Here is a 17996-nt window from a genome sequence, read left to right as displayed (position 1 = left end):
TCCCGCCGCCCGGCGCACCGGGCGGCGGTGGTGCTTCGTGTCCCGCCGCCCGTGCCGTCAGGCGCTGTAGCGTCCCGGCGACAGCAGCCCGTACGGGTCCAGCGCGCCCTTGAGCCGGTAGAGCATGGCCAGGGTCGCGGTGGAGGACTGCGCGTAGACGTCGGCGGCGGAGTTGTCGATGTCGGAGCGGTAGATCGGGCACCCGTAGCCGCGCAGCAGGCCGTTGGCGTCCTGGCGGAACCGGTGGGCGCGGGCCGGCGCGTCCGGCACGTTGCGGTCGAAGAAGATCTGGATGACGCCGTTGGCGAGGTTCCTGCTGACCATGTTCCACTCCATCGCGGCCGCGGTGGCGTTGCACTCGGCGGCGGCGCGCAGCACGGTCAGGATGTTCTCCGTGGAGGTCTCGTCCATCGGCAGCTTGGGCAGCAGGGCCAGGAACCCGATCGGCCCGGAGTCGACGTCGTCGCAGGAGCTGACGCCGAGCGCGTTGTGCACGCTCATGCAGGTCGGGATGCCCTGAGCCATGAGGGCCCGCGGGTAGAGGGGGTCGTCGGGGCTCACGGCGGCGGCGTCGAGGACGCGCAGCCCTTCGGCGCCTTCGACCTCCAGCAGGTGCTTGCGGAGCAGTTCCTCGGCCAGGCGGACGGTCTCGCCGCTGCCGAGCAGCGGGCCGACGATGGTGAGCAGTTCCGGGTCCATCCCGTCGGGGAGCATCCAGCCGCCGCGGCTGGGCGTCAGCGCCAGCTCACGCACCCGCAGCAGTCCTTCCGCCGGGTTGCCGCGGCGCAGGAACGATCGCACGGCGGCCACGGCCCGGCCGGCCTGGTCGCGCGGGATGCGGGCGTGCACCAGCCCGATCGCCTGCGGGCGGGGCACCAGCGCGATGACGCCGGCGGTGACGATGCCGAGGTTGTGCTGGACGAACGCGCCGGTCAGGTCGGGTCCGGCGATGTGGCCGCGGTAGCGGCCCCACTGGTCCAGCCCGCCGGTGCTGACGAGGCTGCCGTCGGCGAGTACGGCCTCCACCCCCGCGAGGTCGTGCACGCGGGAGCGGATCGAGCCGTCGCCGCGCTCCAGCGCGTTGCCCACCACGGAGCTGTCGGCGCACGAGGAGGTGACGTTGAGCAGCCAGTCGGTGTCGCGCAGTTCCTCGGCGAGCTGGCGCTGGGTCACGCCGGGCTCGATGACGGCGAAGCCGTTCTCCAGGTCGAGGCTGCGGATGCGGTTCATGGCGCTGAGGTCGATGACCACGTTGTCATCCTTGGACGGAACGCCGGAGCCCATGCCCCAGTTGCGCCCGGTGCTCAAGGGGTATAACCGGCGCCCTTCGACGGCGGCCCGCCGCACGACGGCGCGGACCTCGTCGACGTTCTGGGGCCGCGCGACACCCGCGATCATTCGCGCGCGGTGTGCTCCGACATCGCGTACTGCTGACGCCAGTCGCGTGTGACCTTGCATGACACTCCTTGGTGAGCCGAGACATTCCCCGCGGGTCACCGGCCGCTTCGCCGGGTCTCCCCCCTCGTGGTTCGCGATCAGGCGGTGTGCTTGAGCAGGTCGTCGATCGACCCGATGGCCCTGTTGGATATCTCCCGGATCTGCCAGAGCCGTTCGGTGACCTGCGTGTCGGCCTCGGTCGGCTCCGTTGCGGCGGTGTCGTCCAGGTGGTCGTAGACGGCCAGACGCGGCCTGGGCGGCTGCCGGTCGCCGTCATAGGGATGGCGGTAATCGGGGTGGACGTGCATGGCGGGGCTCCTACCGAACGGGTTCTGGGTCGCGGTCGGCCGTGACGTCGGTGCGGCGCCGCCGGGGGTTGCCCTCATGTGGCCGGCCTCCTCCCACTTCACGAGATCGCAGAAGTGCTCTGTAAACCCTGAACTAATTGTTCCGCCCTTATCCTGCCCTTTGCCGCCCAACTGTCAACTACCACTTAACGAACGCGTTGGAATGCTCTCGTCGACCTCACACCGGGCCCCAGGACCCTCCAGGCACGCCCGTCCACCACCGCGCACAACCGTTCCACTGGTGCTCGGAAAGGGGATGCCGCCTCCGGAGGGGGCGCGGGACGGCCCGTCGGCATGTAACCCGAAGGTCAGGCGCGGCTACCTTGCGGGAGGGTAAGAGAGAGGCCACGGAGTTACGGGTCGTGACAGGCCGCGAACACGATCAGCCCTGACCGTTTTCGGGGATTAACGACCGGATCTTTCTCCGCCGGGCTGCTTCCACCCACGCCGAGGCGAGAGCGCGGCGGCCGTGCGCTCTCGCCTGATCCGGAAGGGTCCCCGGCGCTTCCGCCGTCAGCTACGGCCAGGTCCCTGAGATCCCTCCGGTCCCTCGGGCCGGTCCTCCGAGCGCTCCTCGAGGGTGGTGCCGTCGCGGTCGACCTCGAACCGCTCCTTGCGGACGGTCCCCTTCACCGTCTCCTCGCTGCGCACGTGCTCCTTGTGCATGCGCACGCGCTCGACGGGCGTGGTCTCCTTGGCGATGACCGGGCGCTCCTCGTACAGGGTGATGGACTCCTCGTCCTCGGCCAGCTCGCGACCCTCCTGGGGCACGCCGCCGGTGATCGGCTCGCGCTCGATCACGACCTCGTCGTGCTCCAGCGGGACGCTCTCCTGGACGTCCTCGGTCTCCACGTACTTGCGCAGCCGGACGTGACCCGCCTCTCTCCTCTCCTTGCCGACGTGCATCCGCTCCTCGGAACGCGTCATGTCGATGTCGCTGACGCCCTCCCCGCGCAGGTCCCGCGCCTCGCGGCTCAGCGGCTCGCGGCCCTGCGCCTGAGGGGTCAGCGGTTCGCGGCTCAGCGACTCGCGGCTCTGCGGCTCGCGGCCCTGCGGCTCGCGGCCCTGCGCTCCCTGGCTCCCGGGCGCGAATCCCCGCGGCTCGTGACTCTGCGACTCGCGGTCCTGCTCGCGGCTCAGCTGCTCGCTGCCGGCCGCCGCCCCCGCCGCGCTCCCGGCCGCCGCACCGGTCGTGGCGCTCCCGGTCGTGGCGCTTCCGGTCGTGTCGCTTCCGGTCGTGTCGCTTCCGGTCGTGGTGTCGGTCCCGCTCTCCGGCCTGCGCTGCGCGGGGATGTCGGACGGCTGCATGCCGTAGTAGCGGTAGAGCCCCGCCTCCTCCTCAAGGGTCAGGCGATCGTCCGCGTCGATGTTGGGCGCACCCTTGATGGTCTCCTTGTCGAACGCGACGCGCAGCTCGTCACCGGTCCGGCGCGCACCGACCAGCGGCACGAAACTCTGCTTCATACCGAACATTCCGGTACGCACCGTCACCCATTCCGGCTTTCCCGTACGGTCACTGAGGTAGACCTGGCCGACCTTGCCGACGCGCTGGCCATCGGAGCCGATGACGTCGCACTCGAACAAACTCCGGATCTCTGTCTGCATAGCCACGACGATTCCCCCGAATTGCTCGTGCCGCCGGCCGCCTCACCGGACCGACAGGTGGCTCAAGACGGGCAAATACCCCAAATGCGGACAAACGCACGCGATCCAGCAAGGTTTTGCGTAATGCGGGATCGGCGCCTCACGAGGTCTCGGGAGCGCCGCTGTCGGGCGCCGGGGTGCCCGCGCCGGGGATCTTCTCGATCTCGGCGAGGTGCTGCTCAAGCGCCGGGAGCGCCTTCTGCGCCAGCTGCTTCACCTGCGGCGACGTGCCGTTCTGGATCTCCTTCTTGGTGGCGGCGATGGCCTGGACGTGCGCCACCCGCATGGCGGTGACGAACTCCTCGTCGAACTCGGCGCGCGAGGCGTCACGCAGCGCGGTCATGACCTCCTTCTGCTCGCCCGAGGTGCTGGTGGGCAGCTCGACCCCGAGCTGCTCGGCGGTCCTGACGACCTCCTCGTCGAGCTGGGTGTGGTCCTTGACCAGCATCGTGCCGAGCGCCTTGACCTCCTCCGCGCTGCCCTTGCTCTCGGCCAGCTGACCGGCCTGGGTCTCCGCCAGGTTGCCCTGGTGGATCTCGCGCAGCCACATCCGGTCCTGCTCGGACGGCTGGACGGGAGCGGCCGTGCCCGTCCCCGGCGACGCGGCGGTGGGCGGGGCCGGCGAGGCGAGGCCCGCGGACGTGCTGCCGCCCCCGCTGTTACAGCCGGTGACGGCGATCGCGGCGACGAAGATCAGGGCGAGGTACGGGCGGCGCGCAACGGACATGACAGATCCCCCGACGGTGCGTGATGTGACACTGACGGACAGTCATCCAAGCGCGCCCGGCGGCCCACCCTCGCCACGCCACGCCGGTTCACCGGTAAAAGATCCGGCCACAACGGTTAGGACCGGAGGGATACGGGCATGGCAGGCCACTCCTGTACGTCGAACCGAGGAGGAGCCATAGTGCTCACCCTGACAGCCAACGCAGCCCAGGCGATCCGTAGTCTCACCGAGGGCGCGCCGGAGCCGGCGCAGAGCGGTATCCGCATCGCGGCCGGCAGTGACGACGCCGGCTCGCTGACCCTCTCTCTGGCCACGGCCCCCGAGCCGGCGGACGCGGTCGTGGAGTCGGAGGGCGCCCGCGTCTACCTCGACCCGGTGGCCGCGACGGTGCTGGACGACAAGTCACTCGACGCCGGCTCCGACGACCAGGGGGCGGTGTCCTTCCTGGTGACCGAGCGGGCCGGCTGACGCCCGCGGCTCGACCCGCCGCCCGGCCGGCGCGCGCCACGCGCCGGCCGACGGCGTGCCACCTCCCAAGCGCGCCTCAGACCAGCAGCTCGGCCAGGAAGCGGCGCTGTTCCTCCTGCTGGTAACCGCTTCCGCCCTCGTGACCGTTCCACGGCCAGACCGTGATCTCCTTCGGCCCCTGCCAGTGGTTGTAGGCGGCGAAGACCGTCGACGGCGGGCAGACGAAGTCCATCAGCGCCACCGAGTACAGCGCCGGCACCCTCCCCCTGGCCGCGAAGTTGACCCCGTCGAAGTACGCCAGCGTGCGGAACACCTGCTCCGCGCTGTCACGCCGGGTGGCGAGGAACCGGACCAGCTCCTGGTACGGATCGCGGTCGGTGATCTCGACGGCCCGGCGGAAATGCGTCAGGAACGGCACGTCCACGCAGGCCGCCGCCACCGACGGGTGCAGTGCGGCGGTCGCCTGCGCGATGGCGCCGCCCTGGCTGCCGCCGGAGACGACGATCCGGCCCGCGTCCACGGACGGGTGGGCGGCGGCCGCGTCGACGGCCCGGACGGCGTCGGCGAACACCCGGCGGTAGTAGTAGTCGTCCGGGTCCATGATGCCGCGCGTCATCATGCCGGGAGCCTGCGGGCCGTCCGCGCCGTGCGGGTCGCCGGTGACGCCGGGGGACTGCACGCTGGCGCCGCCGTGACCGCGCGTCTCCATCACGAACACCGCGTATCCGGCGGCCGGCCACAACAGGTGCTGGTGCGGGAAGCCGCGCCCGCCGCCGTAGCCGATGTAGTGCACGACGCACGGCAGCGGGGCCTGCGCGCCGCGCGGGAGCAGGAACCAGCCGTTGATCCGGTGGCCTCCCCAGCCCGCGAACGAGACGTCGTACACCTCGACGTGCGCGAACGGGGGCGCGTACGGGGTGAACTCGGCGTCCAGCGCCGACTCGCGGGTCTCCGCGAGCGTACGGGACCAGAACGCGTCGAAGTCGGCGGGCTCGTCCCGGTCGGGGCGGTAGTCGCGGAGTCGCTCAAGCGGCAGGTCGAACAGTGGCACGGATACTCCAACCTTTCGGGGTGGAGATAATTTCATCGCATCTCCGCACATCAGTGCCACAGCGCGCACGATCGCCGGAAATCCGGGTAGTGAGGCCGCCGTGACCGTGCACCTGTTCCAGACCTCCAGCCCTCACCTGGCGTCCGGCATGATCCTCGACGCGCCGCTGGAGTACGACGACTTCCTCCTGCAGTTCGGCGACGAGACCGAGGCGCGGGCCGAACTGGTCCACGCCGGCGAGCGGCCTCTGCTGATCGTGGGCGGCTACATGACCATGGACGGCACCGTCGTCGACGAGTGCACGTGGATGGTGAGCGAGGTGACCGTACGCGCCGACCGGCGCATTCTCCGTCTCGGAGAACCGCTGGAATGACCGTCGTCGGGGACGGCACGCCCTGACCCGCGGCCGGTCGGCCCTTTCCGCGTCGACCCGGTCCGGCCGCCGGACGACCGGAAGCGTGAAATGCCGCACCCGTGAAAACGGGTGCGGCATTTCACGCGCGAGAATGGCGAGTGGCGAGACCTAGTTGCCGTCGTCCTCGTTCTCGTCAAAGCCCCAGTACTTGTTTCCCTGGCCGCCGTCCGGCCAGAGCCACCATTTCTCGGGGCAGCCCCCGTGGTCGTGGTGACCCCACTTCTTTCCGTATCCGCTGTGGCTGCCCTTGTGCTTGTCCCAGTCGTGGTCCTTGTAGCCGCCCCCGTCGTGGTCACGGTCCCAGTCGCGGTCGCGGTCCCAGTCGTGGTCGCCGTCGTCCCCGTCGTGGTCCTTGTGCTTGTCCCAGTCGTGGTCCTCGTGCTTGTCCCAGTCGTGGTCCTTGTGCTTGTGCCAGGAGTCGTGGTGGTGGCCGTGACCGCACCCGTGGCAGCCGTGGTGGCGGTGCCCGCACCTGTGGCAGGGGCGGTGGTGCCGGCACTTGTGGCGGTGTTTGCAGAGGACCGGCTTCTCGTGCGCGACGACGGCGGTGCCGGCGACCTGGCCGGTGCTCGCGCTCGCCGCCGCCGCGGGGAGGAGCAGAGCTCCCGCGGCTGCGGCCGCCAAAGCCAGTCCGGCGACCTTCTTGGCAGAGCGGATTCGGCTGTCAATGTTCATGGGCGATGGTTTCCGTTCATGGTTCATCGATCTGGAAGCGGGCTCTTCAGAAAGCCGCGCGACAGCCGCGAACTTACCCTCGCCGCCAAGCCGGACTATGTCGCCACTCAGCAATGTCGGTTAAAGAATCTCCATTATGGGGAACCAAAGAGCGGGTCACCCATATTGTCCCTTTTCGCTGCGATATGCTCTTTACGGAAGGAGACCGTTACCCGGGGTCGTCATTTCCTAATAACGGATACCTTCCCGCTATGATCAACGCCTGCCGCATCGTCCTGCTCGTCCTGTGCCTCGCGATCCCGCCGGCCCTTCCTCTCGCCGCGGCGGCGGCGCCGTACGACGAGGAGTTCGTCCTGCGGCCGGGCGACCGGGGCGAGGAGGTCCGGCACCTCCAGCGGCTGCTGCGGCAGCGCGGTTACCTGCCGCGCAAGGCGAACGGCGTCTTCGACCAGGAGACCCGCTACGCGGTGTGGGCGTTCAGGAAGAGCAGGGGCCTGCGGGTCGGGAACGTCGTCGACACGCCCGTGTGGAGGCGGCTGGACCGGTACCGGCCGGTGCGCCCGCTGGTGAGGAACGGCGCGCCCAACCGGGTCGAGATCGACCTGCGCCGCCAGCTCCTGGTCGTCTACCGGGCCCGCAGACCGGTGCTGATCTCGCACGCCTCGACGGGCGCCGGCGTGCGGTTCTGCCAGGGCGGCCGGTGCCGCATCGCCACCACCCCCATCGGCGACTTCCGGGTCTTCAGGCGCGCTCCCGGCTGGACGAAGGGCCCGCTGGGCTCCATGTACAACTCGCTCTACTTCGTGGGCGGGGTCGCGATGCACGGCTCCCGCGGGGTGCCGTCGTGGCCCGGTTCCCACGGCTGCGTGCGCCTGCCCATGGCGGTCTCCGAGCGCCTGTTCCGGATGGTGGGCATCGGTGAGCCGGTGCACGTCAGGCGCAGCCGGCGGTAGGCGGCCTGAGCCACGGCGCGAAAACCCGTCGAAGGGGGCGGATGCCCGCGGTTAACGTGTCCCGCGTGAATACGGAACGCCTGGCTTTGCGCCCCCTCACCCCGGACGACGCCGACGAGATCGTCCGCCTGCACAACGACCCGGACGTCATGCGCTTCCTCAACGGCGGCAAGCCGACGCCGCGCGAGACGATCGTGCGCGAGACGCTGCCCCGGATGACGACGACGGGCTTCTTCGCCGCCCTGGAGCGGAGCACCGGCGCCTTCGTCGGCTGGTTCCTCCTGCGCCCTTCGGCCGAGAACGGGGACGAGCTGGAGCTGGGCTACCGGCTGCACCGGGCGTTCTGGGGGCACGGGTACGCGACCGAGGGGTCGCTGCTGCTGATCGAGCGGGCCTTCGCGGAGCTGGGCGCGCGCCGTGTGTACGCGCAGACGATGACGGTGAACCGGGGTTCGCGCCGGGTCATGGAGAAGTGCGGGCTGCGGTACGTCCGCACCTTCTGGGAGGACTGGGACGACCCGATCGACGGCTCCGAGCAGGGCGAGGTCGAGTACGAGCTGCTCCGGGAGGAGTGGGAGGCGTCCCGCTCTGCGGGCCCACCTGGTGTACTGGTCTGACCAGTGACTAAGGTGCTGCCATGACGGCATACGAGCGGTTGTTTCGCCTGGACGGGCGGCGTGCGGTGGTCATCGGGTCCGGCAGTGGCATCGGCAAGGAGGCGGCGCTCGCGCTGGTCGCGCACGGGGCGTCGGTGGTGTGCGCCGACCGCGACCTGCCCGCGGCCGAGGAGACGGCGTCCCGCTGCGGCGGCACGGCCCGGCCGCTCGACGTGCTGGACGGCGCCGCCGTGCACGCCGCGGCGGCCGAGCTGGAGGCGGACGTCCTGGTGTTCACCGCGGCGACCAATGTGCGCAAACGGTTGCTGGACTACACGCCCGAGGAGTTCCAGCGGGTGGTGGACCTGAACCTGAAGGCGTCGTTCGAGGTGGTGCGGGCGTTCGGCGCGGGCATGGTGGCGCGCGGACGCGGGTCCATCATCGGCTTCGCCTCCATCCGGGCCTCGGTCACCGAGCCCGGTCAGGGCGTCTACTCGGCCACCAAGGCCGGACTGGTGCAGTTGCTGCGCACCGCGGCGGCCGAGTTCGGGCCGCACGGGGTGCGGGTGAACGCGATCGCGCCGGGAGTGGTGGAGACTCCGCTCACCCAGCAGATCAAGGACAATCCGGGCTGGTACGACGCGTACGCGGCCAAGAGCGCGCTGGGCCGCTGGGCCACCGCGGAGGAGATGGCGGGCGCGGTCGTCTACCTGGCCGGCGACGCCGCCAGCTTCGTCACGGGCGCCGTGCTGCACGTCGACGGCGGCTGGACGGCGGTCGACGGCCGCTTCGACCCGCCCAACTGACCCGCCCAACTGACCCGCCCAACCTGAACCGGCGGGCTGACCCCGGCCACCTGGTCCACATCTGATCCGCCGCGGCGGCGCGCGGAACCCGCGCGCCGCCGGAAGCCCGCCGGGACCGGGAGGCGGATGCCCGGTCAGGGACGGATGATGGCCATGCGGGTCACGGTGAGCTCCTCGATCGCGAACCGCGGGCCCTCCCGGCCGATGCCGGAGTCCTTGACGCCCCCGTACGGCATGTTGTCGGCCCGGAACCCCGGCACCTCGTTGACCACCACTCCCCCGGCCTCGATCCGCTCGATCGCGGCGAACGCGGTGGCCAGCGAGCGGGTGAACACCGAGGCGTGCAGCCCGTACCGGGAGGCGTTGACCGCGGCGAACGCGGCCTCCAGGTCGGGCACCGGGCGCACGCACACGACGGGACCGAAGATCTCCTCGTCCCAGGCGGCGGCCCCGTCGGGCACGCCGGCCAGCAGCGTCGGCGCGATGGCGCGGCCGTCGCGCACCCCGCCCGTGAGCACCTCGGCCCCGGAGGAGGCGATCCAGTCGAGCACCCGGTCGGAGGCGGCCGGGTCGATGAGCGGCGCCACCCGGGTCTCGGGCAGCCGCGGGTCGCCCACCACCACGTCCTTCATCCGGGCGGCGAGCAGGGCCTGGAACTCCGCCGCGACCGGCTCCTCGACGAGCACCCGCTGCACCGAGATGCACGCCTGGCCGGAGGCGTAGTAGCCGCCGCGCACCACCGCGTCCGCGGCCGCCTCCAGGTCGGCGTCGGCGGCCACCACCAGGGCGGCGTTCGAGCCGAGTTCCAGCAGCACTTTCGTGGGGGCGGCGTTGCGGGCGATGGCGTGCCCGGCGGCGGCCGACCCGGTGAACGAGACGGCCCCGATCCGCCGGTCCTCCACCAGCGTCCGGCCCACCTCGACGCCGCCGGTGACGAGCTGCACCGCCGTCGGCGGCAGCGCGCCGGACTCGCGCAGCAGGTGCACCAGCCAGAGCGTGGCCAGCGGCGTCGCCGGGGCCGGCTTGACGATCACCGGGCAGCCGGCGGCCACCGCGGGCGCGATCTTGTGGGCGGCGAGCAGCAGCGGGTAGTTGAACCCGGTGATGCCGACCACCACGCCGACCGGCCGCCGCGTCCAGAACCCGACCAGGCCCTCCCCCGCGGGCAGCAGGTCCAGCGGCACGGTCTCGCCGTGCAGCCGCGCCACCTCCTCTGCGGCCGTGACCAGCGTGACGAGCGTGCGCGCCACCTCGACCCGGCAGTCGACGAGCGGCTTGCCGGTCTCCAGCACGAGCAGGCGCTCGACCTCCTCGCGCCGCGCGGCCAGCGCGTCGTGGGCGGCCATGAGCGCGCGGCGGCGGGCGTGCGACGGCAGCGCGGCCATCGCGGGCGCGACGGCCAGCGCCTCCTCGATCGCCCGCGCGGCCAGGGCCGCGTCCCCGACGGGGGCGGGCATCACCGCCGAGCCGTCGTACGGGAAGATCACGTCGGCCTCGGCGGCCGGCCGGACCCAGCCGTCGCCGATCGGCAGCCCTGACGGCCAGGCATCCTGATAGTTCACGCTTGCGGTCCCCCTCGGTTCATGACGTACGCGACGCGCTCGGGAACACGTCGAGATAGGCCGGCGCGCCCTCCCTGCCGGTGGCGGCCAGCACGGCGTGCGCCACGGCCCGGCTGAACACGTCCGCCCCGGCGGCGAGCAGGTCGTGCAGTTCGTGCAGTTCGGCCCCCGGCGGTTCGTCGTCGGCGTTCCGCTGCCCGTACACCCGGCCCCCGCCCCGCGGCGCGGGCCGGGCGCAGGTGGCGACGGCGAAGACGGTGTCGCCGTCGACCATGGTGTGCGCCGGGCGGATGGCGCGGGCCAGGCCGTCGTGGGCGACGGCGGCCAGCTTGCCGCACTGGGCCTTGGTGAGGGTCAGGTCGGTGGCCACGACGCCGATCGTGGTGTTCAGCGAGGTGACCCCGGCCGGTCGCCAGGCTTCGACCTCCTCCGCGCTGGGCTCCCCCAGGTGGTCGAACTCTCCCGGCAGCCCGTACCTCGCCCCGGCCAGCCGGCCGCCGTTCGGGTCGAGCACCGAGCCGGCGGCGTTCACCACGGCCAGGGCCGCGACGGTGGCCCCGCGGGGCAGCACCACGCTCGCGGTCCCCGCCCCGCCTGCCAGCCCTCCGGCCACGGCGCCCGCTCCGGCGCCGACCGACCCGCTGACATGCCCGGGAGCGGTCCGCTCAAGGGCGGCCTGTCCGGGCGGGTCCGTGACGTCCGCTCCGGCCGCGTCGTAGGCGGCCTCGCCGAAGGAGGCGTCGGGGGTGGCGCGGAAGGCGCCTCCGCGGCCGAGGTCGTAGATCACCGCCGCGGGGACGATGGGGACGACGCCGCCCTCGACGGGGAACCCGACGCCGGCGTCGGCGAGGCGGGACATGACGCCGCAGGCCGCGCTGAGCCCGAACGCGCTGCCGCCCGTCAGGACGACGGCGTGCACGCGTTCCACGAGGTTGCGCGGGTCGAGGAGCTCGGTCTCGCGGGTGCCGGGGGCGGCGCCGCGGACGTCCACCCCGGCCACCATGCCCCCTTCCGGGGCGAGCACGACGGTGGTGCCGGTGCGGTGGCCGCCGCCGACCCTGTGGTGGTGGCCGACGCGCAGGCCGGCCACGTCCAGCAGGGAGTTGGTGGCTCCCGGCTTCACGGGAGGTTCCGGGTGAGGAAGCGCCGGGCCGCCTCGGCGAACACGCGGGTGCACGTGACGATCTCGGCCACCTCGACGTACTCGTCGGCCTGGTGGGCGATCCACTTGCCGCCCGGCCCGTACACGACGGACGGGACGCCGCCCCAGTGGGTGAGCACGGTGCCGTCGGTGGAGCCTGGCACGCCGCCGTAGACGGGCTCCTCGCCGGTGACGTCGCGGTGCGCGGCGGCCAGCGCGGCCACGACCGGGTCGCCGACGGGCACGTCCACCGGCGGCCGGTCGACCAGGATGGACACCTCGGCGGCGATCCCGTCCCAGGCGGCGAGGGCGGCCACCCGGTCGGCGACCTCCTTGTGCTCGACGCCGGGGACGGTGCGCACGTCGACGAAGACGGAGGCGGTGGCCGGGATGACGTTCACCTGCTCCTCGCTGCCGGCCCGGACCACGGTCGGGGTCACGTACACCTCGCCGAGGTGCTCGTGCGCGGGGAAGCGCTCCTGCAGTTCGGCCTGGAGCCCGCGCAGCCCGGTGAGCAGCGCGCCGACGGCCTCCACGGGGTTGCGGCCGTGCTGCGGCATCGCGCCGTGCGCCATCTTGCCGGTGAGGTCGACGCGCAGCCGCAGCGCGCCCTTGGCGACCGCGCAGATCTCGCCGGCCTCCGGCTCGGCCACGATCGCGCCGTCCACGTCGGCGGCCATCCCCTGGTCGACGAAGTGGTGGGCGCCGAGCATGAGCCCTTCCTCGTCGGCCAGCGCGCACACCTTGATCCGTCCCGGGAACGGTCCAGCGAGCTGCAGCGCGCGGGTGGCGTAGAGGGTGGCGGCCAGGCCGGACTTCATGTCGGCGCTGCCGCGCCCCCACAGTCTGCCGTCGCGGATCTCGCCGCCGAACGGGTCCACGGTCCACTCCGACAGGTCGCCCTCGGTGACGACGTCGGTGTGGCCCTCGAACATCAGGGTGGGCCCGTCACCGCCGCCGCCCTCGACCACGGCGACCACGTTCGGCCTGCCGGGCGCCGCCTCGGACACGACCGGCTCCCAGCCCCACTCACGCATCTTGGCGGCGACCAGGTCCGCAGCGGGCCGCTCGCCGCGGCCGCGCGCCGGGTCGTTGGTGCTGGGGATGCGGACCAGCGCCTGGGTGAACTCGACGACGCCCCGCGCGTCCACTTCGATCACAGCAATCCTTCCAGAGTCGGTACGGCCTGCAGCAGCGCCCGCGTGTAGGGGTGGCTCGGCTCGATCCAGATGTCGTCGACCGCGCCGGTCTCCACGATCTCGCCGGCGTTCATGACCGCGACCGTCTCGCACACGTGGCGGACGACGGACAGGTCATGGGAGACGAAGACGAGGGTGAGGCCGAGCTCGTCGACGAGGTCGGCCATCAGGTTGAGTATCTGCCCGCGTACGGACACGTCCAGCGCGCTGACCGGCTCGTCGGCGACGAGCACCTTGGGCCGGGGGGCGAGCGCGCGGGCGATGGCGATGCGCTGGCGCTGCCCGCCGGAGAACTGGTGCGGGTAGCGGTCGGCGGCGGCGGCCGGCAGCCCGACCGCGTCCAGCAGCTCGGCCACCCGGCCCCCGACGGACTCGCCGAGGGCGACGAGCGGCTCGGCGACGAGGTCGCGGACCCGCATGCGCGGGTTGAGCGAGCTCATCGGGTCCTGGAAGACGATCTGCAGGCTGTGGCGCAGGAAGCGCAGCCGCCGCTCCGGCAGGCCGGTGATCTCCCGCCCGTCGAACCGGATGGAGCCGGCGGTGGGCTTGTCGAGCCCGCACAGCAGCCGCAGCAGCGTCGACTTGCCGGAGCCGGACTCGCCGACGATGCCGAACCGCTCGCCCCTGTGCACGGTCAGGGACACCCCGCGCAGCGCGTGCACGACCCCGGCGGGCTTGGTGAGCGAGGTGCGGGGCCGGTGGTAGACGCGGGTGAGGCGGCTAGCCTCGATCAGCGGGGTGCCAGCATGCGTGGGCATGGCCCTCTCCTGTCAGCGCAGGGATCTTCTCGCACGTGGGATCGGCGTGCGGGCAGCGGTTGCGGAAGACGCACCCGCCGGGGAACCGGCCGGCCGGCGGGACGTTGCCCTGGATCGTGGGCAGGCGGGTGCCGCGCGGCGTCAGTTTGGAGGCGGCCAGCAGGCCTTCGGTGTAGCGGTGGCGGGGCCTGGTGAACACCTCGCGGATCGGGCCGCTCTCCACGACGCGTCCCCCGTACATGACCAGGACGCGCTCGCAGACGGAGGCGACCACGGCCAGGTCGTGGGTGATGAACAGCAGCGCGGGCGCCACCTCGGCGATGAGGTCGAGCATCTGCTTCTGCACGGTGACGTCGAGCGCCGTGGTCGGCTCGTCGCAGATGAGCAGCTCGGGCTCGTTGGCCAGGGCTATGGCGAGCATGACGCGCTGGCGTTGGCCGCCGGAGAGCTGGTGCGGGTACGCGCGCGCGACCTGCTGGGGGTCGGGCAGGCGGACCCGGCCGAGCAGGTCGACGGCGCGGGCGCGGGCCTGCTCGCGCGGCTTGCCGTGCAGGGTCATGACCTCGGTCACCTGGGCGCCGACCCGCATGAGCGGGTTGAGCGCGGTCATCGGCTCCTGGAACACCATGGACACGGCACGGCCGCGCAGGTCCTTCAGCCGCGACTCGGGCACGCCGATCAGGTCGCGGTCGTGCAGGCGGGCCCGTCCCGCCGCGGTGACGCCCTCGGGCAGCAGGCCCATGAGCGCCAGCGCGGTCAGCGACTTGCCGGAGCCGGACTCGCCGATGAGTCCGACCCGCTCGCCCGGCCCGATCCGGAACGACACGTCGTGCACGAGCTCGACCGTGTGCGCCCGCACGGTCAGCCCCTCAACGCTCAGCACGGATCCTCCTGAGCTTGGGGTCGAGGTAGTCGCGCAGGCCGTCGCCGAGCAGGTTGAAGCCGAGCACGGCCAGCGCGATCGCCAGGCCCGGCCACAGGGCCAGGCGCGGCGTGGAGAACAGCAGTTCCTGCGACTCCTGCAGCATGCGCCCCCACGACGGGGTCGGCGGGCGGGTGCCGAAGCCGAGGAACGACAGCGCGGCCTCGGCCAGGATGGCGATGGCGAACGACACGGACGCCTGCACGATCAGCATCGAGCCGATGTTCGGCAGCACGTGCCGGAACGCCACCTGCAGGCGGCGGCGGCCGGCCGCGCGGGCGGCGAGGATGTAGTCGGTCACCATGACCTGCATGGTCGCCGCCCTGGCGACGCGGGCGAAGGCGGGCACCGTCGCCACGCCGATGGCGATCATGGCGGTGAGCGTGCCGGCCCCGTACACCGCGCCGAGCATGACGGCCAGCAGCAGCGCGGGGAACGCGAACACCAGGTCGTTGACCCGCATGACCAGCTCCGACAGCCAGCGCCAGCGGGTCATGCCGGCGATCATGCCGAGCGGGGTGCCGATCAGGGCGGCGATGCCGACGGCCACGATGCCGACGTACAGGGTGGTGCGCGCGCCGACCATGAGCTGGCTGAAGGTGTCGCGGCCGAACTTGTCGGCGCCCAGGAGGTAGCCGCCGCCGGGGTCGCGCAGCTTGTTGGCCGCGTCGACGAGCACCGGGTCGTGCGGCGTCCACACGAACGACAGCAGCGCCAGCGCCACGACCAGCCCGACCAGGGCGGCGCCGGCGATCAGGCTCGCGTTCAGCCGGCCCCTCATCGCGCCCCCCGCAGTCGCGGGTCGAGCGCCGCGTACGCCACGTCGACCACGAAGTTGATCAGCAGGACGGCCACCACCAGCACCATGACGACGCCCTGGACGAGCAGCAGGTCACGGCCCGCGACGCCGTTCAGCAGCAGGTCGCCCAGGCCGGGGATGACGAACACCCGCTCCACCACGACCGCGCCGATGAGCAGCGTGGCCAGTTGCAGGCCCAGCACGGTCACCACCGGGACGGAGGCGTTGCGCAGCCCGTGGCGCCACAGCGCGCCCATCCGGCCGCGGCCCTTGGCGCGGGCGGTGCGCAGGAAGTCCTCGCGCATCACGTCGAGCACGGCCGAGCGGACGTAGCGGGTGAGGACCGCGCCCTGGACGAGGCCGAGCGACAGCCACGGCAGCAGCAGGCCGCGGAACCACTCCACCGGGTCCTCGGCCGCCGGCACGTAGCCGCCGGACGGCAGCACCTGCGCCTTCACCGCGAACACGAACACCAGCAGGATGCCCGCGAGGAACGCCGGGATCGCGATGCCCAGCTGGCTCAGCGCGCTGATGGCGACGCCGAGCGGGTTGCGGTGGTGTACGGCGGCGAACGTGCCGGCCGGGACCGCGATCAGCAGGGCCACGAGCATGCCGCCGCCCACCAGCACGGCGGTGACACCCAGCCGTTCGCCGATCTGCGGCCCGATCGGCGAGCTGGTCACGTAGGAGGTGCCGAAGTCGCCGGTGACCAGCCCGCCGAACCAGTCGAGGAACTGGGTGACCGGCGGCCGGTGGGTGCCGAACTCCTCGCGCAGCTGGGCCACCGCCTCCGGGGTCGCGTTCACGCCCAGCGCCACCTCGGCGGGGTCGCCCGGCAGCATGGCCATGAACGCGAACACCAGCACGCCGGCGACCGCGGTGCTCACGAGGAACACCGCGGCCCTTTTGAGCAGGTACAGGATCACTGCTTGGCGAGCCCGGTGAAGTCGAACGACTCCGAGATGGCGTTCTTCGGCAGGCCGGTCACGCCCTTCTTGGCCACGATCAGGTTCGGGAAGCCGAACAGGAAGTCGGCGGCGGCGTCCTCGGACAGCAGCTTGGCGGCCGCCTTGTAGTTGTCGATCTGCTCCTGCTCGGTGCCCTCGTCGGCGGCCGCGAGCAGCTTGCCGAACTCGGGGTTGTCGTAGCGGAAGTAGTAGTCCTTGTTGGCGAAGATGCCGATGTCGCGGGGCTCGACGTGGTTGATGATCGACAGGTCGTAGTCGGCCTTGGTGAACACCAGGTCCAGCCAGCGGGCCGGGAACTCCAGCGGCTCGATCTCGGCGTTGATGCCGACCTGGGCCAGCTGGGACTTGACGACCTGACCGGCGGCGACCGCGTACGGCAGGTTGGGGATGCGCATCTTCACGTCGTACGTCTTGCCGCCCAGCAGTTCCTTGGCCTTGGCGACGTCGTAGGGGTAGTCGCCGGTGCGGTCCTCGTACCACGGGTCGGTGGGCGGCACCATCGAGCCGATCAGCTCGCCGCGGCCGGCCCAGGCGGTGTCGAGCAGCGCGCGGTGGTCGATGGCGTGACGGACGGCCTGGCGGACCTTCTTGTCGTCGAACGGCGGCCGGCCGTTGTTCATCGACAGGACCACCTCGCCGTTCGTGCTGCCCGCGACGGTCTCGAACCGGTTGGGGTCGGCGAACTGCTGCAGCGACTCGGGCGCCTGCACCGCGGAGATGACGTCGATGCCGCCGGTCAGCAGCGCGTTGTTCATCGCCGTGGCGTCCTTGAAGTACTTCAGCGTCACGGAGGAGACCTGCGGCTTGGTGCCCCAGTAGCCGTCGTTGGCGTCCAGCCGGATGTGGTCGCCGCGCCGCCACTCGCCCAGCTTGTACGGGCCGGTGCCGACGGGGGTGTTGGCCAGGTCGGAGACGCCGGTGCGGCTGAACATCGCGCCGAGCCGGGTGGCGATCGTGTACATGAAGCTGTTGCTGGGCTTGGAGAGCGTGACGACGGCGGTGGCGTCGTCCTTCTTCTCCACCTTCTCGACCACGTCGAGCTGCGAGGTGATCTTGAGCTTCCAGTCGGTCTTCAGCCGGTCGAAGGAGAACACCACGTCGTCGGCGGTGAAGGGGGCGCCGTTGGTGAACGTGACGCCCTGGCGCAGGGTGAAGGTGTAGGTCTTCCGGTCGTCGGAGACCTCCCACTTCTCGGCGAGCAGGGGCGCGAGCCTGCCGTCCTGGTCGAGCTTGACGAGCCCCTCGTAGACGTTCACCAGCAGCGCCTGCGGGATGGCGGCGCCCTCGGTCGAGGTGAAGTCGAGGTTGGCCGGCTCGGCCACGAACCCGACTGACAGTTTCTGCTCCTGAGGGGCCCGCTGCTCGTTGCCCGCGCTCCCGGAGGAGCCGCTGCCCCCGCCGCAGGCGGCGATGCTCAGCAGGAGACCGCCCGCGGCGATCCAGGTCCCGATTCGCCTCATTGTCCTTGCGCCTCCTGGCTAGTGCACTGGTCTGACCAGTAGGCTGCACATTGCCAGTCCGCTACGGG

19 protein-coding genes are annotated in these 17996 nt (G+C 71.9%); 5 read left to right on the top strand and 14 right to left on the bottom strand.

All coding sequences use genetic code 11. The features are described 5' to 3' along the window. Window positions 1-57: 57 nt before the first annotated feature. The 4 genes from ACQEUU_RS19000 to ACQEUU_RS18985 all read right to left on the bottom strand — a co-directional run bounded on the left by ACQEUU_RS19000 (window position 58) and on the right by ACQEUU_RS18985 (window position 4155). Window positions 58-1398 carry an FAD-binding oxidoreductase gene (locus tag ACQEUU_RS19000; RefSeq protein ID WP_433067718.1) on the bottom strand — a complete coding sequence of 447 codons (1341 nt, stop codon included), beginning with the start codon at window positions 1396-1398 and terminating at the stop codon, window positions 58-60. A 137-nt stretch (window positions 1399-1535) separates the two neighbouring features. Further along, entirely contained in the window at window positions 1536-1745 is a 210-nt protein-coding gene (locus tag ACQEUU_RS18995) for a hypothetical protein (RefSeq protein ID WP_433067717.1), read from the bottom strand. A 552-nt stretch (window positions 1746-2297) separates the two neighbouring features. Continuing rightward, window positions 2298-3389 carry a DUF2382 domain-containing protein gene (locus ACQEUU_RS18990; protein ID WP_433067715.1) on the bottom strand — a complete coding sequence of 364 codons (1092 nt, stop codon included), beginning with the start codon at window positions 3387-3389 and terminating at the stop codon, window positions 2298-2300. A 139-nt stretch (window positions 3390-3528) separates the two neighbouring features. Then, the gene (locus ACQEUU_RS18985) at window positions 3529-4155 is read right to left on the bottom strand and encodes a DUF4142 domain-containing protein (protein ID WP_433067714.1); all 627 of its coding nucleotides are present in this window, start codon (window positions 4153-4155) and stop codon (window positions 3529-3531) included. 180 nt (window positions 4156-4335) lie between these two features. On the opposite strand from ACQEUU_RS18985, the gene ACQEUU_RS18980 reads away from it, so the two are divergent. Beyond that, window positions 4336-4623: a Fe-S cluster assembly protein HesB gene (locus tag ACQEUU_RS18980; protein WP_433067712.1), complete on the top strand. Its 288-nt coding sequence runs from the start codon at window positions 4336-4338 to the stop codon at window positions 4621-4623. A 76-nt stretch (window positions 4624-4699) separates the two neighbouring features. Here the strand turns inward: ACQEUU_RS18980 and ACQEUU_RS18975 are convergent, their stop codons facing one another. Beyond that, a complete protein-coding gene (locus ACQEUU_RS18975; RefSeq protein WP_433067710.1) occupies window positions 4700-5674 on the bottom strand; it encodes an acetylxylan esterase in 975 nt (324 codons plus the stop codon). Window positions 5675-5774: 100 nt separating this feature from the next. Between ACQEUU_RS18975 and ACQEUU_RS18970 the strand changes: the two genes are divergently transcribed. Continuing rightward, window positions 5775-6047 carry a hypothetical protein gene (locus ACQEUU_RS18970; protein WP_433067708.1) on the top strand — a complete coding sequence of 91 codons (273 nt, stop codon included), beginning with the start codon at window positions 5775-5777 and terminating at the stop codon, window positions 6045-6047. Window positions 6048-6197: 150 nt separating this feature from the next. On the opposite strand, the gene ACQEUU_RS18965 is transcribed toward ACQEUU_RS18970, so the two are convergent. After that, the gene (locus ACQEUU_RS18965; protein ID WP_433067706.1) at window positions 6198-6764 is read right to left on the bottom strand and encodes a hypothetical protein; all 567 of its coding nucleotides are present in this window, start codon (window positions 6762-6764) and stop codon (window positions 6198-6200) included. A 251-nt stretch (window positions 6765-7015) separates the two neighbouring features. Between ACQEUU_RS18965 and ACQEUU_RS18960 the strand changes: the two genes are divergently transcribed. The 3 genes from ACQEUU_RS18960 (at window position 7016) to ACQEUU_RS18950 (ending at window position 9119) form a co-directional block, all read left to right on the top strand. Then, on the top strand, window positions 7016-7717 hold the full coding sequence (locus tag ACQEUU_RS18960; RefSeq protein ID WP_433067705.1) for a L,D-transpeptidase family protein: 702 nt from the start codon (window positions 7016-7018) through the stop codon (window positions 7715-7717). A gap of 65 nt (window positions 7718-7782) precedes the next feature. After that, entirely contained in the window at window positions 7783-8334 is a 552-nt protein-coding gene (locus ACQEUU_RS18955) for a GNAT family N-acetyltransferase (RefSeq protein WP_433067703.1), read from the top strand. A gap of 20 nt (window positions 8335-8354) precedes the next feature. After that, window positions 8355-9119: an SDR family NAD(P)-dependent oxidoreductase gene (locus tag ACQEUU_RS18950; protein WP_433067702.1), complete on the top strand. Its 765-nt coding sequence runs from the start codon at window positions 8355-8357 to the stop codon at window positions 9117-9119. Between the two features lie 134 nt (window positions 9120-9253). Here the strand turns inward: ACQEUU_RS18950 and ACQEUU_RS18945 are convergent, their stop codons facing one another. Genes ACQEUU_RS18945 through ACQEUU_RS18910 form a run of 8 tightly spaced genes read right to left on the bottom strand, consistent with a single transcriptional unit; the run spans window position 9254 to window position 17928 of the window. After that, window positions 9254-10681: an aldehyde dehydrogenase family protein gene (locus ACQEUU_RS18945; protein WP_433067701.1), complete on the bottom strand. Its 1428-nt coding sequence runs from the start codon at window positions 10679-10681 to the stop codon at window positions 9254-9256. 19 nt (window positions 10682-10700) lie between these two features. After that, a complete protein-coding gene (locus ACQEUU_RS18940; RefSeq protein ID WP_433067699.1) occupies window positions 10701-11804 on the bottom strand; it encodes a P1 family peptidase in 1104 nt (367 codons plus the stop codon). Next, the gene (locus ACQEUU_RS18935) at window positions 11801-12982 is read right to left on the bottom strand and encodes a M20 family metallopeptidase (RefSeq protein WP_433067697.1); all 1182 of its coding nucleotides are present in this window, start codon (window positions 12980-12982) and stop codon (window positions 11801-11803) included. Before ACQEUU_RS18935 ends, ACQEUU_RS18940 begins: the two co-directional genes overlap by 4 nt. Beyond that, the gene (locus ACQEUU_RS18930; protein WP_433067695.1) at window positions 12979-13779 is read right to left on the bottom strand and encodes an ATP-binding cassette domain-containing protein; all 801 of its coding nucleotides are present in this window, start codon (window positions 13777-13779) and stop codon (window positions 12979-12981) included. Before ACQEUU_RS18930 ends, ACQEUU_RS18935 begins: the two co-directional genes overlap by 4 nt. Beyond that, window positions 13742-14662 carry an ABC transporter ATP-binding protein gene (locus tag ACQEUU_RS18925; protein WP_433067693.1) on the bottom strand — a complete coding sequence of 307 codons (921 nt, stop codon included), beginning with the start codon at window positions 14660-14662 and terminating at the stop codon, window positions 13742-13744. The genes ACQEUU_RS18930 and ACQEUU_RS18925 overlap by 38 nt, the downstream gene beginning before the upstream one ends. Further along, entirely contained in the window at window positions 14649-15482 is an 834-nt protein-coding gene (locus ACQEUU_RS18920; protein WP_433067692.1) for an ABC transporter permease, read from the bottom strand. The genes ACQEUU_RS18925 and ACQEUU_RS18920 overlap by 14 nt, the downstream gene beginning before the upstream one ends. Next, window positions 15479-16426, bottom strand: coding sequence for an ABC transporter permease (locus tag ACQEUU_RS18915; protein ID WP_433067691.1), 948 nt, complete (start codon window positions 16424-16426; stop codon window positions 15479-15481). Before ACQEUU_RS18915 ends, ACQEUU_RS18920 begins: the two co-directional genes overlap by 4 nt. Beyond that, complete coding sequence (locus ACQEUU_RS18910; protein WP_433067690.1) at window positions 16423-17928, bottom strand: ABC transporter substrate-binding protein; 1506 nt, start codon at window positions 17926-17928, stop codon at window positions 16423-16425. Before ACQEUU_RS18910 ends, ACQEUU_RS18915 begins: the two co-directional genes overlap by 4 nt. Window positions 17929-17996: the final 68 nt, after the last annotated feature.

The organism is Nonomuraea sp. CA-218870 (genome assembly GCF_050936535.1).
GTDB classification, from domain to species: domain Bacteria; phylum Actinomycetota; class Actinomycetes; order Streptosporangiales; family Streptosporangiaceae; genus Nonomuraea; species Nonomuraea corallina.
This window is presented reverse-complemented; position numbering and strand designations above follow the sequence as displayed.